Here is a 14,133-nt window from a genome sequence, read left to right as displayed (position 1 = left end):
AAACAAAAGAGAAAATGATTTGAATTACCAGATGATCACGACCAACGACGAGCTGGCTTCGCTGTGCGAAGTGACGCGCGACTATCCCGCCATCGCCCTGGATACCGAGTTTGTCCGTACGAGAACCTATTATCCGCAGCTGGGCCTGATTCAGATGTACGACGGCAAACATGTCTCGCTGATTGACCCGCTCGGTATTACCGACTGGGCACCGATGCGCGATCTGCTGCTGGATACGGCCGTGACCAAATTCCTGCATGCGGGCAGTGAAGATCTGGAAGTGTTTATGAATACCTTTGGCATCATGCCGCAGCCGCTCATTGATACGCAGATCCTCGCGGCGTTCAGCGGGCGTCCGCTCTCATGGGGCTTTGCTGCCATGGTTGAGGAATACACCGGCCTGACGCTGGACAAAAGCGAATCCCGTACCGACTGGCTGGCGCGCCCGCTGACCGAGCGTCAGCTGGAATATGCGGCGGCAGACGTCTTCTACCTGCTGCCGATTGCCGGACAGCTGATGAAGGAGGCAGAAGCCTCCGGCTGGCTGTCTGCTGCGCTGGATGAGTGCCGGATGACCCAGCAGCGTCGTCAGGAAGTGGTTGACCCGAAAGAGGCCTGGCGCGATATCACAAACGCCTGGCAGCTTCGCACGCGTCAGCTGGCGTGCCTGCAGCTGTTAGCAGACTGGCGTTTGCGCAAAGCGCGCGAGCGCGATCTGGCCGTGAACTTTGTGGTGCGTGAAGAGCATCTGTGGGCGGTCGCGCGCTACATGCCTGGCAGCATGGGTGAACTGGACAGCATTGGGCTTTCGGGTAGCGAGATTCGTTTCCACGGCAAAACCCTGCTCGCGCTGGTGGCGCAGGCACAGCAAACGGCGGATGAAGACCTGCCGGAACCGCTGCTGAATTTGATGGATATGCCGGGCTATCGTAAAGCGTTTAAAGATATCAAGGCGCTGGTGCAGGACGTCGCAACGGAAAGCAAGCTGAGCGCGGAGCTCCTGGCATCACGTCGTCAGATTAATCAGTTGCTGAACTGGCACTGGAAGCTGAAGCCGCAGAATGGGCTGCCGGAGCTGATGGCGGGCTGGCGCGGGGAATTGATGGCCGATCGCCTGAATACGCTGCTGGAAGGTTACCCGCGATAAAAATATGCCGGGCGATACACCCGGCATATTCCCCCGGTGGCGCTGCGCTTACCGGGGCTACGAAATCACAAACCTACGGACGCGACTCTTCCGCTTCCGGGAGCGTAACGTTCAGCTCCAGAATCGAAATATCCCCGTCTTTTTGCTCCAGCTGTACGGTGACCATCTCCGGGTCAATCTGCACGTACTTACAGATCACTTCCAGGATGTCCTTGCGCAGCTGCGGCAGGTAGTGAGGCTCGGCGTCGCTACGACGACGCTCCGCAACGATAATTTGCAGACGTTCTTTTGCGATGTTGGCGGTGCTTTTTTTCCGCGAGAGAAAAAAGTCCAGTAATGCCATAACTTATCCTCCGAACAGGCGTTTGAGGAAACCTTTCTTCTCTTCTTCAATGAAGCGGAAAGGACGTTCTTCTCCCAGCAGACGGTCAACGGTATCGGCGTAAGCTTTACCTGCATCTGCCATCGTATCCAGAATCACTGGCTCACCCTGGTTAGAGGCGCGTAACACGGACTGATCTTCCGGGATAACGCCAACCAGTTTGATGCGCAGGATCTCCAGCACGTCTTCCATGCTCAGCATGTCACCTTTGTTCACGCGGCCCGGGTTGTAACGGGTCAGCAGCAGGTGCTCTTTGATCGGTTCCTGACCATTTTCCGCACGGCGGGATTTAGAGGCGAGGATACCGAGAATTCGGTCTGAGTCACGCACGGACGAGACTTCAGGGTTCGTGGTGATGATGGCTTCATCCGCGAAATAGAGCGCCATCAGCGCACCGGTTTCGATACCGGCAGGGGAGTCACAGACGACGAAGTCGAACTCCATCTTTTTCAGATCGTCGAGCACCTTTTCCACGCCTTCGCGGGTCAGCGCGTCTTTATCACGGGTCTGAGACGCCGGAAGAATGTAGAGGTTTTCGGTGCGCTTGTCTTTAATCAGCGCCTGGTTAAGCGTGGCATCGCCCTGGATGACGTTTACGAAGTCATACACGACGCGACGCTCACAACCCATGATCAGGTCCAGGTTACGCAGGCCGATATCGAAATCGATAACGACGGTTTTCTTTCCCTTCTGGGCCAAACCAGTAGCGATGGCCGCGCTGGAGGTGGTCTTGCCAACGCCTCCTTTACCCGAAGTAACAACAATAATGCGTGCCATAGAAATTCCTTGTTAAAAAGGGATCAATTCAACGGTTGAACGGTCAACGCGTCGTCTGCCAGCAGCAGACGAGCCGCTTTGCCATAAAATTCGGCTGGGATCTTGTCGCTCAGCCAATATTCACCTGCGATGGACACCAGTTCCGCCGTCAGGTGACTACAAAATATTTGTGCTTCCCGATCGCCACTTGCGCCCGCGAGCGCACGCCCACGCATCATACCGTAGACGTGAATATTGCCATCCGCAATCAGTTCAGCGCCAGCACTGACGTGGCTTGTAACAATTAGATCACAGTTTGGCGCATAAATTCGCTGACCGGAACGAACCGGCACATCAATCAATCGCGTTTTTGTGACAGGTGTAACGTTTTGAACCGGAGGAGGGGGCGTCTGCACTGCCGCTGGGGCCGAACGAGGGGCTTTTTCTTTGCCTTCGGTCAAAAGCGGTAGCCCAGCCCGGTCAATCTCGGCTTTCAGTTCAGCATCTTTACAGCCGCTAATGCCGACAATACGCAGCCCGGTGGATGAAACCGCCTGCTGGAGAAGTTTCCAGTTAACCGGGGCATCCAGACCGCTCACATTGACGACAACGGGGGCATGTTTCAGAAAGGCGGGTGCCTGCGCGATTTTATCTTCTAACGCCTGACGAATAACCTCGGGTTTTGCATCATGCAAATGAACCACTGATAAGGTGAAGCTACTGCCTTTAAGCTCGATGGGCGTGTTTGACATCCTGGCCTTACTCAATTTGCTATTAACCGCAACAACTCGCTGCGATATTCCGAAGAGTATCAGGCATGTTATAGTCAGGAGTATATTGAGGCAAGCAACCACCCATTAATTCAGAGTAAAAACATGTTTTGTGTGATCTATAGAAGTACAAGCCGTGACCAGACCTATCTTTATGTCGAAAAGAAAGACGATTTTTCGCGCGTGCCTGAAGAATTAATGAAAAACTTTGGCCGCCCTCAGCTGGCGATGCTGCTGCCGCTTGACGGGCGTAAGACGCTGGTGAATGCCGATCTGGAAAAAGTGAAATTGGCATTAACCGAGCAAGGCTATTATTTACAGCTTCCGCCACCACCCGAGAATTTATTAAAACAGCATCTTGAGGTGAACGGAAAGAAATAAACCCGGACGCTTCCGGGAACAACACATCAACCGTTTAGGGGTCGACCATGTATCAACATCATAACTGGCAAGGTGCATTACTGGATTATCCCGTCAGCAAAGTCGTCTGCGTGGGCAGCAACTACGCAAAACACATTCAGGAAATGGGCAGCGCGACGCCAGAAGAGCCGGTACTGTTTATTAAGCCCGAAACCGCACTCTGCGATATTCGCCAGCCGCTGGCGTTACCGCAAGGGTTGGGTTCTGTCCACCACGAAGTGGAGCTGGCAGTGCTGATTGGCGCCACGCTGCGCCAGGCTTCTGAAGAGCATGTGCAGAAAGCGATTGCCGGTTACGGTGTCGCCCTGGATCTCACCCTGCGTGATGTGCAGGGCAAGATGAAGAAAGCGGGGCAACCGTGGGAAAAAGCCAAAGGCTTTGATAATTCCTGCCCCATTTCGGGTTTTGTTCCGGTGAGCGAGTTTACTGATGACCCGCAGGACACCCCGCTCAGCCTGAAGGTGAACGGCGAGGTTCGCCAGCAGGGCACTACGGCCGACATGATCCACAAGATCGTCCCGCTGATTGCCTACATGAGCCGCTTCTTCACCCTGAAACCGGGTGATGTGATCCTGACCGGTACGCCAGAGGGCGTCGGCCCGCTCAACGGTGGCGATGAGCTTGAGGTCAGTTTCAACGGCCTGTCGCTGAAAACACGCGTGCTGTAAAAACACCTTGCCGCCCGAAATGGGCGGCAAAACTTGCATCAACGTGCCAGACTCGTTATAAGGTGCGCTTTCTTTTGACGTGTGGACATCCTGATGAACGACATCCCTTTCTGGCAAAGTAAAACGCTCGACGAAATGACCGACGCGGAGTGGGAGTCGTTGTGCGACGGCTGCGGACAGTGCTGCCTGCACAAGCTGATGGATGAGGACTCCGACGAGATCTATTTCACCAACGTCGCCTGCAAGCAGCTGAACATCAAAACCTGCCAGTGCCGCAACTACGAACGTCGCTTCGAGTACGAGCCGGACTGCATCAAATTAACCCGTGAAAATTTGCCGACCTTTGAGTGGTTACCGCACACCTGCGCGTATCGCCTGCTGGCGGAAGGAAAAGATCTGCCGAAATGGCATCCGCTGCTAACCGGCTCTAAAGCGGCTATGCACGGCGAACGCATTTCCGTGCGCCATATTGCGGTGAAAGAGTCTGAAGTGCGGGACTGGGAAGACCACATCATGAATCACCCTAATCGGTGATAATAAAAAACCCGCCGAGGCGGGTTTTTTATTATGGTTGTGCGGCCTGATGCCCTCACCCCAACCCTCTCCCACGGGAGAGGGCGCAAACATTAAAAACGGCAACCGAAGTTGCCGTTTTGCTTTTACCTTCCGAACAAATCGCGTTTCTTCGGCTTAAACGGCTGGGCAATCAGCACCAGCAGGGCCACAACGAAGTAGGCCACAAAAATACCCACCAGCCACTGCGGCATCTCCAGCGTCAGGAATTCCCACTGACGCACAGAACAGTCGCCGGACGCCACAAACACCTGCGGCAGCCACTTATCCAGCGGCAGCCAGCTCGGGAAGCGGGCGGCAAAATCACAGGTCATAAACGGTGACGGATGCAGCTGCATCATGGTGTGTTCCCAGGAGAGTTCAATTCCCTTCCAGGCACTGTACAGCCAGATAGCGATACCGGCATAGCGTAACGGTGATTTCGGGGCAATCGCGCCCACCAGACCCGCGCCCATAATGCCGAATAATGCGCAACGTTCGTAGATACACAGCACGCAGGGCTTCAACCCCATCACATGCTGGAACCACAACGCGACCATTTCCAGCGCAAAGGCGGTCAGGGCCATTAACAACCACGCTCCGCGACCGCGAGAGCACTGGTTTAAAAATCTCAACATAATCATTTCCCTGGAGCATGCTTAGAAAGCGCAGTGTAAACGAATTCGTTTTCCGCGCCACCTGTACCTGACGAAATAAAACGTAATTGGATGTTTATCATGCGAAAAGGCAAACGGGCAGCGAACTGCCCGATTTACACATCTTAATGCGCGGCAAGTATACCCGCTTGTATCAGCCAGTGCGTATAAGGAATGAGGGTAATTTTGACGCAAAGCAAACCCACAATCGTCAGTACCAGCGTATAGGGCAGGGCCATCCAGACCATTCTTCCATAAGAAAGTCGTATGAGTGGCGCAAGCGCTGAGGTCAGCAGGAACAGGAATGCGGCCTGGCCGTTAGGTGTCGCTACGGAAGGCAGGTTGGTGCCGGTGTTGATCGCCACCGCCAGCAGTTCAAACTGCTGAGCGCTGATAACGCCTTGCTCCATGGCTGCTTTCGCTTCGTTGATATACACCGTGCCGACAAAAACGTTATCGGAAATGGAGGAGAGCAAACCGTTAAACAGGTAAAACAGCGAAAGCTGGGCGTCGGGCGCGGCCTGTAATACAAAGGCAATAATCGGCGCAAACAGGTGCTGATCGATAATCACCGCCACTACCGCAAAGAATACCGCCAGCAGCGCGGTAAACGGCAGGGCTTCGGTAAAGGCTTTGCCGATAGCGTGCTCGTCGGTCACGCCGCTAAAGGTGGTGGCGAGAATAATAACCGACAGGCCAATTAACCCCACCTCAGCAAGATGGAAAGCCAGCGCAGCGATAAGCCAGACGCCAATGATGCCTTGTGCGATCAGGCGTAGCGTATCCTGGCGTGTGCGCTGACGGCGACTTTGCACGTCAAATGTATGCAGCTCCTGTCGCACCGTCTCAGGCAGCTTCGCGCCGTAGCCAAAGACGCTGAATTTCTCGACAAGAATACAGGTGACGACGCCGCAGATGAGCACCGGAACGCTCACTGGCGCCATGCGCAGGAAGAATTCGCCGAAATGCCAGCCCGCCGCTTTGGCGATGATCAGGTTTTGCGGTTCCCCCACCATCGTCATCACGCCGCCCAGCGCTGTACCCACACCCGCATGCATCATCAGGCTACGCAGGAACGCGCGGAACTGCTCCAGCACCTCACGGTTATGCGCGTCGACATGGCTATCATCCTGCAAATCCTCACCGGGTCGAGAAGACGCGACGCGATGATAAATGCCGTAAAAGCCGACGGCCACGCTAATCACGACGGCCACCACCGTCAGGGCATCAAGGAAGGCCGACAGAAACGCTGCCGCGAGACAAAACGCCACCGACAGGATCGTTTTTGAGGGAATGCTCAGCAGCAGCCGGGTAAAAATAAACAGCAGTAGCTGCTTCATAAAGTAGATGCCAGCCACCATAAACATCAGCAGCAGAAGCACCTCAAGATTGGATGCCAGCTCCTGTTTAACATGCTCCGCGCTGGTCATACCAATCACCACCGCTTCAAATGCCAGCAGGCCGCCGGGAAGGAGTGGGTAGCATTTCAGCGCCATCGCCAGGGTGAAGATAAATTCCGCCACCAGCAGCCATCCGGCAACAAACGGATTGACATAAAACAGGATGGGGTTAACGACCAGGAATACCAGAAGTATGAGTTTGTACCAGTCAGGTGACTGGCCTAAAAAATTGCGCCACAGCGCGCGGCCAAATGAAATTTCCACGACAGACGTCCTTCCCCGTCAAATAAGGCAAAACATCAGTATACGCAAAAATGGGGGCGTAGAGGGGCATTAGGTCAAATTGTAAATTTCACAAAAATGAAACGGCGATCCCTCTTTTCTCTCTTTGCTGCGCTATCTGCCTCTGCGAGCCTCTGGTATGATGAGTCCAATTTGCTAAAGCTGTGTAATGGAAATCTCACTATGGTCATTAAGGCGCAGAGCCCGGCGGGTTTCGCGGAAGAGTACATCATTGAAAGCATCTGGAATAATCGTTTCCCTGCGGGATCAATTCTACCTGCTGAACGCGAACTCTCTGAACTGATTGGCGTCACCCGTACTACGCTGCGTGAAGTTCTGCAGCGTCTGGCACGTGATGGCTGGTTGACGATTCAGCACGGCAAGCCAACGAAAGTAAACAACTTCTGGGAAACGTCCGGGCTGAACATTCTTGAAACGCTGGCGCGTCTCGACCACGAAAGTGTGCCGCAGCTGATCGACAATCTGCTCTCCGTGCGTACCAACATCGCGACTATCTTTATCCGTACCGCGTTCCGTCAGCATCCTGAAGATGCGCTTGCGGTGCTGGCCAGCGCGAACGAGGTCGAAGACCACGCTGACGCTTTCGCCACGCTTGACTATAACGTCTTCCGCGGACTGGCCTTTGCCTCCGGTAACCCGATTTACGGCCTGATCCTGAACGGGATGAAAGGGCTCTATACCCGTATCGGTCGCCACTACTTTGCTAACCCTGAAGCCCGCAGCCTGGCGCTGGGTTTCTACCATAAGCTGAGCAAGCTCTGTACCGAAGGGCTGCACGATCAGGTTTATGAGACGGTGCGTCGCTATGGGCATGATTCCGGTGAAATCTGGCACCGCATGCAGAAAACGCTTCCGGGCGATTTAGCGATTCAGACCCGCTAAAAGAAAAAACCTCTCGTACGAGAGGTTTTTTTTCGCCCGGTGGCGCTTCGCTTACCGGGCCTACAAAACCCGTAGGCCGGGTAAGGCGTAGCCGCCACCCGGCAAACTACAGCGTATTTAACCGCGCCGGGCACCGCTCCAGCAGCTCCACGCTGCCGTCTTCATTCTGCTGTTCAAGCAACACGTCAAAGCCCCACAGCCGATGCACGTGCTTCAGCACCTCTTTACGCCCTTTATCCAGCGGCGCGCGGTTGTGCGGTATATAGCGCAGCGTCAGGGAGCGGTCACCGCGTAAATCCACATTCCATACCTGGATGTTCGGCTCAAGGTTGCTCAGGTTGTACTGGGAAGAGAGGCGAGAGCGGATCTCGCGGTATCCCTCTTCGTTATGGATCGCCGAAATTTCCAGGTAGTTGTTACGGTCATCATCCAGCACGGTGAAGAAACGGAAATCTCGCATGATCTTCGGCGACATAAACTGGCTGATAAAGCTCTCATCCTTAAAGTCACGCATCGCGAAATGCAGCGTTTCCAGCCAGTCAGAACCGGCGATGTCCGGGAACCAGTATTTGTCTTCCTCCGTCGGCGACTGGCAGATGCGCTTGATGTCCTGGAACATTGCAAAGCCAAGGGCATACGGGTTGATGCCGCTGTACCACGGGCTGTTATAAGCAGGCTGGAACACCACGTTGGTGTGGCTGTGCAGAAACTCCATCATAAAGCGTTCGGAGACTTTCCCTTCGTCATACAGGTGGTTAAGGATGGTGTAGTGCCAGAAGGTCGCCCAGCCTTCGTTCATCACCTGCGTCTGTTTCTGCGGGTAGAAATACTGGCTCACCTTACGCACAATGCGCAGGATCTCGCGCTGCCATGGCTCCAGCAGCGGGGCGTTCTTCTCCATAAAGTAGAGCAGGTTTTCCTGCGGCTCAGACGGATAACGACGCGCTTCGGCGACCGTTTTCTCCTCCTCACGCTTCGGCAGGGTACGCCACAGCATATTCACCTGGCTTTGCAGATACTCCTCACGGCTTTTCTGCCGGGCCTTCTCCTCCTGTAAGGAGATTTTTTGCGGACGCTTGTAGCGGTCAACGCCGTAGTTCATCAGCGCGTGGCAGGAATCGAGCAGTTTTTCCACTTCATCCACACCGTAGCGCTCTTCGCATTCGGTAATGTATTTACGGGCGAAAATCAGGTAATCGACAATCGAGCTGGCATCCGTCCAGCTGCGGAAAAGATAGTTGTTCTTGAAGAAAGAGTTGTGCCCGTAGCAGGCGTGCGCCATCACCAGCGCCTGCATGGTAATGGTGTTCTCTTCCATCAGATAGGCAATACACGGATTGGAGTTAATGACGATCTCATACGCCAGTCCCTGTTGACCGTGTTTATACAGCCGCTCCGTTTCAATAAATTTCTTACCAAACGACCAGTGCGGATAGTTGATCGGCATCCCGACGCTGGAGTAGGCATCCATCATCTGTTCGGACGTAATGACTTCAATTTGATGGGGATAGGTATCCAGGCGATACAGTTTTGCTACCCGGTCAATCTCAGCCAGATAGACATCAAGCAGCTCGAAGGTCCAGTCGGGTCCATCGCTCAGACGTGTGTTGTCCTTGGATATGGAATCAATAGTAGCCATTAGCGCGCCCTCGTTGTTGGGAGCTCTCTCTGTCTGGAGAGCCTCCTTTCAAGCATAGATCAACGCGTTAAAAAGCGTGCTGAAGCAGAAATTTTTTCTTTGCGATTTCGCGTTTTTGATACGGCAAAAAAAGCGGGTCTCGCAGAGTTTTATGCTGGCTAAAAATAACGCGCAGCAGGAGATCCCAAATTAGCACTATCCCCTGATACAGGGGTATGTGTGAGGTAAGTCACCATAAAAAAGTCGTATGTTGAATAATATTTTCAACTAGGTTATCAATCTGTAATTAGAAGATTGTTCTTTTGCACATAATGGAGTGGCTATGCGTGTTGTCATACTGGGAAGTGGTGTCGTTGGCGTAACCAGCGCCTGGTATTTAAGTCAGGCGGGGCATGAGGTTACCGTTATCGATCGTGAATCTGGCCCGGCGCTTGAAACCAGTGCGGCGAACGCCGGACAAATCTCTCCGGGTTATGCGGCGCCGTGGGCAGCACCCGGCGTGCCGTTAAAGGCGATTAAGTGGATGTTCCAGCGTCACGCGCCGCTGGCGATCAGTCTCGACGGCACGCAGTTCCAGCTGAAGTGGATGTGGCAGATGCTTCGCAACTGTGACACCCGCCACTACATGGAAAATAAAGGACGCATGGTGCGTCTGGCGGAGTACAGTCGTGATTGCCTGAAAGCCTTACGCGCCTCGACGGGCATTGAGTACGAAGGCCGTCAGGGCGGTACGCTGCAGCTGTTCCGCACTGAGCAACAGTATGAAAACGCCACCCGCGATATCGCCGTTCTGGAAGATGCGGGCGTACCCTATCAGCTGCTGGAAGCCAGCCAGCTGGGACAGGTGGAGCCTGCGCTGGCGGAAGTGGCGCATAAACTGACGGGCGGCCTGCGCCTGCCGAATGACGAAACCGGCGACTGCCAGCTCTTTACGCAACGTCTGGCGCAAATGTGCGAGCAGGCAGGGGTGAAATTCCGCTTTAATACCTCTGTCGACAAGCTGCTGTCGGAAGGGGAAAAAATTTACGGCGTGAAGTGTGGAGAAGAGGTGATCAAAGCCGATGCCTACGTGATGGCGTTTGGTTCGTACTCCACTGCCATGCTGAAAGGTATCCTCGATATTCCGGTCTACCCGCTGAAAGGCTACTCGCTGACCATTCCGGTGAAAGAAGAGAGCGGCGCGCCCGTGTCGACCATTCTGGACGAAACCTACAAAATCGCCATCACCCGCTTCGACAACCGCATTCGCGTAGGCGGCATGGCGGAGATCGTGGGCTTCAACACCGAACTGCTACAACCGCGTCGTGAAACCCTGGAGATGGTGGTGGGCGATCTCTTCCCGCGCGGAGGCTTTGTCGAACAGGCGACCTTCTGGACCGGTCTGCGCCCCATGACGCCGGACGGCACGCCGATTGTCGGCCGCACGCCGTATAAAAACCTGTGGACCAATACCGGGCACGGCACGCTCGGCTGGACGATGGCCTGCGGCTCGGGTCAGCTGCTGAGCGACCTGATATCTGGCCGCACGCCAGCAATTCCGTTTGACGATTTAAGTGCCGCACGTTATCAATCAGGGTTTACCCCCTCGCGTCCGCAGCACCTGCACGGCGCACATAACTAAGGAGTCGTCATGTCCCGTCCCATTCTGGCTCAGCTGGATTTGCAGGCCCTGAAGGATAACCTGCAAATTGTTCGCCGTGCTGCGCCGGGTACACGCGTCTGGTCGGTAGTCAAGGCAAATGCCTACGGCCACGGTATTGACCGCATCTGGAGCGCCCTTAGCGCAACCGACGGTTTTGCGTTACTCAATCTGGAAGAGGCGATTCTGCTGCGCGAGCGCGGCTGGAAAGGGCCAATCTTGCTGCTGGAAGGCTTTTTCCACGCCGACGATCTGCCGCTGCTGGACAAATACCGTCTGACCACCAGCGTTCACAGCAACTGGCAGATTAAGGCGATTCAGGATGCGAAGCTCCACGCGCCGCTGGATATCTATCTCAAGGTGAACAGCGGCATGAACCGCCTGGGCTTCCAGCCTGAGCGGGTCCATACGGTCTGGCAGCAGCTGCGTGCCCTGAAAAATGTCGGTGAAATGACGCTGATGGCGCATTTTGCTGATGCTGAAAAGCCGGACGGCATTGCCGATGCCATGGTCCGCATTGAGCAGGCGGCAGAAGGGCTGGATTGCCCACGTTCGCTGTCGAACTCGGCGGCAACGCTTTGGCACCCTGAAGCCCACTACAACTGGGTGCGCCCGGGGATCGTTCTGTACGGCGCGTCTCCCTCAGGCCAGTGGCACGATATCGCCAACAGCGGCCTGAAGCCGGTCATGACCCTGCGCAGTGAAATCATTGGCGTGCAAACGCTGAAGACGGGTGACACGGTAGGCTATGGCAGCCGCTACCGTGCGGCGGGCGAGCAGCGCATCGGGATTGTCGCGGGCGGTTATGCGGACGGTTATCCGCGTCTGGCGCCAACCGGCACGCCCGTGTGGGTCGATGGTGTTCGTACGGGCACGGTAGGGACCATTTCAATGGATATGATGGCGATAGATTTAACCCCTTGTCCGCAGGCGGGCATCGGATCGCCGGTCGAGCTGTGGGGTAATGAGGTTAAAATCGATGATGTGGCTTCGGCTGCGGGCACGGTCGGCTATGAATTGATGTGCGCGCTGGCACCGAGAGTGCCGGTTGTGACGGTGTAACGAATGTTTGTGTCGGGTGGCGGCTTCGCCTTACCCGACCAACAAAACCCTCGAACGTAGGCCGGGTAAGCGTAAGCGCCACCCGGCAAAAAACACTACTCCACGTCCTCTTCCCTCGGTCTCACGCCGACTTTGCGCACCGCGTTATCCTCTTTCTCGGCGACCGTCCAGATCATCCCGGCAAATTCCACCTGGTCACCCACGACGGGCGCGGCGCCCAGCAGCTGCTGAATGATTTCCCCGAGCGTTTGCTGCTTGTCGCGATGCTCAAGCCCCTCATCCAGCCCGTAAATCAGCGCCACATCGGCAAACTTAGCGCTGGCTTCGAGAATAAAATCGCCGAAGAACCGCTGGTCCAGCGCGACAGGAGGCGACTGGCTGAACAGTTTGCCCAGCGCGGGCAGGTCGCGCTCGCGGCCGATGACGCACAGAATATCGCCTTCGCGCAGGCGGGTGCTGCCGGTAGGGTGCAGCAGGGCATTATCGCGGAACAAGGCGGCAATGCGCGTTTCGGCGGGCATATGCAGATCGCGCAGTGAGGCCCCCACGCACCATTTGTCGGCGCTGAGCTGGTAAACAAACTGCTCCCACGGGTTTTCCGGGTGAATATCCAGCCCCACGCGGGAGACCGGCCAGCCAACGGGCGGCACCACCACTTTGGCCTTTTTCGCCGCCCACCCGAGCGACGTCCCCTGGAACAGCAGCGAGATCAGCACCACGAAGAACGCCACGTTAAAGAACAGCCGCGCGTTGTCCAGACCGGCCATCATCGGGAACACCGCAAGGATAATCGGCACCGCGCCGCGCAGGCCCACCCAACTGATGAATACCCGTTCGCGCAGGTTGAAGCCGCGAAACGGCAGCAGACCCGCGAACACCGAGAGGGGACGGGCGAAGAAGATCATCCACGCAGAAAGCAGCAGCGCCGGAACGGCGATCGGCAGCAGGTCGGATGGCGTGACCAGAAGGCCCAGCACCAGGAACATGCCGATTTGCGCCAGCCACGCCAGGCCGTCGAAGTTCTGCAAAATGGCATGTCGGTTACGGATCGGCCGGTTGCCCATCAGGAAACCGCAGAGGTAGACGGCGAGAATGCCGCTGCCGTCCAGCGCGGTGGTGACGGCAAAAATCAGAATCCCGCCGCTCAGCGCCAGCAGGGGGTAAAGCCCCGCGGGCAGCGAAATGCGGTTGATCATCTGCTGTAACAGGTATCCCCCCGCCAGGCCGATAACAATCCCCAGCCCAAACTGCTGCAGGATATGCCAGGCGAACATCCAGCTTAATCCGGTTTCGTGCTGCTGAATCATCTCAATCAGCGTGATGGTGAGAAATACCGCCATCGGATCGTTACTGCCGGACTCAATCTCAAGCGTTGAGCCGACGCGCTCGTTTAGCCCTTTACCGCCAAGCAGGGAAAATACCGCAGCGGCGTCGGTTGAACCGACAATCGCGCCGATCAGCAAACCTTCCATGAGATTGAGATGGAAAAGCCACGCGGCCATCATTCCGGTGAGGCCGGAGGTAATCAACACGCCGACCGTCGCGAGCGACAGCGCAGGCCCTAAGGCGACGCGGAAAGAGCTCGCCTGGGTGCGCATCCCGCCGTCCAGCAGGATCACCGCCAGCGCGAGGTTACTGACCATGTAAGCGAAAGGGTAATTATCGAATGGGATACCGCCGATGCCATCAATGCCAGCCAACATGCCGATGGCAAGGAAAATAACAAGAATAGGTATGCCGAGACGTGATGAAAATGAACTCAATAAAATACTGCTGGTTACAAGCACAGAACCCAGAATGAAAAGGCTGATTATTGCTGCGGCATCCAATGTTGTCGTACTCCCACCTCAATGTTAA

Annotated in this window: 14 protein-coding genes and 1 pseudogene; 8 read left to right on the top strand and 7 right to left on the bottom strand. The window is 55.6% G+C overall.

From position 1 onward, the window contains the following. The first annotated feature begins 31 nt into the window (after window positions 1-31). Window positions 32-1,147, top strand: a complete 1,116-nt coding sequence (rnd, locus tag ACOQH0_RS13370) for a ribonuclease D (RefSeq protein ID WP_421512353.1) — start codon at window positions 32-34, stop codon at window positions 1,145-1,147. Between the two features lie 73 nt (window positions 1,148-1,220). Here rnd and minE read toward each other — a convergent pair whose 3' ends face one another. The 3 genes from minE to minC are packed head-to-tail and all read right to left on the bottom strand — an operon-like array spanning window position 1,221 to window position 3,037. Next, a complete protein-coding gene (gene minE / locus ACOQH0_RS13365; RefSeq protein ID WP_010432714.1) occupies window positions 1,221-1,490 on the bottom strand; it encodes a cell division topological specificity factor MinE in 270 nt (89 codons plus the stop codon). 3 nt (window positions 1,491-1,493) lie between these two features. Further along, window positions 1,494-2,306 (bottom strand): septum site-determining protein MinD, encoded by an 813-nt coding sequence (gene minD, locus ACOQH0_RS13360; RefSeq protein ID WP_089598218.1) that lies wholly within the window; start codon window positions 2,304-2,306, stop codon window positions 1,494-1,496. Between the two features lie 23 nt (window positions 2,307-2,329). Then, a complete protein-coding gene (gene minC, locus ACOQH0_RS13355) occupies window positions 2,330-3,037 on the bottom strand; it encodes a septum site-determining protein MinC (protein ID WP_010432720.1) in 708 nt (235 codons plus the stop codon). 123 nt (window positions 3,038-3,160) lie between these two features. Between minC and ACOQH0_RS13350 the strand changes: the two genes are divergently transcribed. The 3 genes from ACOQH0_RS13350 (at window position 3,161) to ACOQH0_RS13340 (ending at window position 4,677) form a co-directional block, all read left to right on the top strand. Then, window positions 3,161-3,436 carry a YcgL domain-containing protein gene (locus tag ACOQH0_RS13350; protein WP_089598219.1) on the top strand — a complete coding sequence of 92 codons (276 nt, stop codon included), beginning with the start codon at window positions 3,161-3,163 and terminating at the stop codon, window positions 3,434-3,436. Between the two features lie 47 nt (window positions 3,437-3,483). Continuing rightward, complete coding sequence (locus ACOQH0_RS13345) at window positions 3,484-4,143, top strand: fumarylacetoacetate hydrolase family protein (protein ID WP_010432726.1); 660 nt, start codon at window positions 3,484-3,486, stop codon at window positions 4,141-4,143. A 93-nt stretch (window positions 4,144-4,236) separates the two neighbouring features. After that, the gene (locus ACOQH0_RS13340; RefSeq protein WP_089598220.1) at window positions 4,237-4,677 is read left to right on the top strand and encodes a YcgN family cysteine cluster protein; all 441 of its coding nucleotides are present in this window, start codon (window positions 4,237-4,239) and stop codon (window positions 4,675-4,677) included. 125 nt (window positions 4,678-4,802) lie between these two features. On the opposite strand, the gene dsbB is transcribed toward ACOQH0_RS13340, so the two are convergent. Continuing rightward, the gene (dsbB, locus tag ACOQH0_RS13335; RefSeq protein WP_089598221.1) at window positions 4,803-5,333 is read right to left on the bottom strand and encodes a disulfide bond formation protein DsbB; all 531 of its coding nucleotides are present in this window, start codon (window positions 5,331-5,333) and stop codon (window positions 4,803-4,805) included. 143 nt (window positions 5,334-5,476) lie between these two features. After that, complete coding sequence (nhaB, locus tag ACOQH0_RS13330; RefSeq protein WP_237844203.1) at window positions 5,477-7,015, bottom strand: Na(+)/H(+) antiporter NhaB; 1,539 nt, start codon at window positions 7,013-7,015, stop codon at window positions 5,477-5,479. A 201-nt stretch (window positions 7,016-7,216) separates the two neighbouring features. Between nhaB and fadR the strand changes: the two genes are divergently transcribed. Continuing rightward, entirely contained in the window at window positions 7,217-7,936 is a 720-nt protein-coding gene (fadR, locus tag ACOQH0_RS13325; RefSeq protein WP_010432738.1) for a fatty acid metabolism transcriptional regulator FadR, read from the top strand. A 106-nt stretch (window positions 7,937-8,042) separates the two neighbouring features. Here the strand turns inward: fadR and ACOQH0_RS13320 are convergent, their stop codons facing one another. Next, complete coding sequence (locus ACOQH0_RS13320; RefSeq protein WP_089601462.1) at window positions 8,043-9,575, bottom strand: SpoVR family protein; 1,533 nt, start codon at window positions 9,573-9,575, stop codon at window positions 8,043-8,045. A gap of 322 nt (window positions 9,576-9,897) precedes the next feature. Here ACOQH0_RS13320 and ACOQH0_RS13315 point away from each other — a divergent pair, with 322 nt between their 5' ends. The 3 genes and pseudogenes from ACOQH0_RS13315 to ACOQH0_RS13305 all read left to right on the top strand — a co-directional run. After that, on the top strand, window positions 9,898-11,196 hold the full coding sequence (locus ACOQH0_RS13315; protein ID WP_010432747.1) for a D-amino acid dehydrogenase: 1,299 nt from the start codon (window positions 9,898-9,900) through the stop codon (window positions 11,194-11,196). A 9-nt stretch (window positions 11,197-11,205) separates the two neighbouring features. Further along, on the top strand, window positions 11,206-12,276 hold the full coding sequence (gene dadX / locus ACOQH0_RS13310; RefSeq protein ID WP_421510557.1) for a catabolic alanine racemase DadX: 1,071 nt from the start codon (window positions 11,206-11,208) through the stop codon (window positions 12,274-12,276). Continuing rightward, window positions 12,237-12,434: pseudogene (locus tag ACOQH0_RS13305) on the top strand (hypothetical protein); the annotation flags it as partial. The gene dadX and the pseudogene ACOQH0_RS13305, both read left to right, overlap by 40 nt. On the opposite strand, the gene ACOQH0_RS13300 reads toward ACOQH0_RS13305, so the two are convergent. Then, window positions 12,372-14,105 (bottom strand): potassium/proton antiporter, encoded by a 1,734-nt coding sequence (locus ACOQH0_RS13300; protein WP_421510556.1) that lies wholly within the window; start codon window positions 14,103-14,105, stop codon window positions 12,372-12,374. The pseudogene ACOQH0_RS13305 and the gene ACOQH0_RS13300 overlap by 63 nt on opposite strands. Window positions 14,106-14,133 lie beyond the last annotated feature (28 nt).

The sequence above is a fragment of the Enterobacter sp. JS8-1 genome (assembly GCF_049187015.1).
Lineage (GTDB): Bacteria > Pseudomonadota > Gammaproteobacteria > Enterobacterales > Enterobacteriaceae > Enterobacter > Enterobacter mori.
Note: the sequence above shows the minus strand (reverse complement) of the source record. Positions and strands in the feature narration are given on the sequence as shown.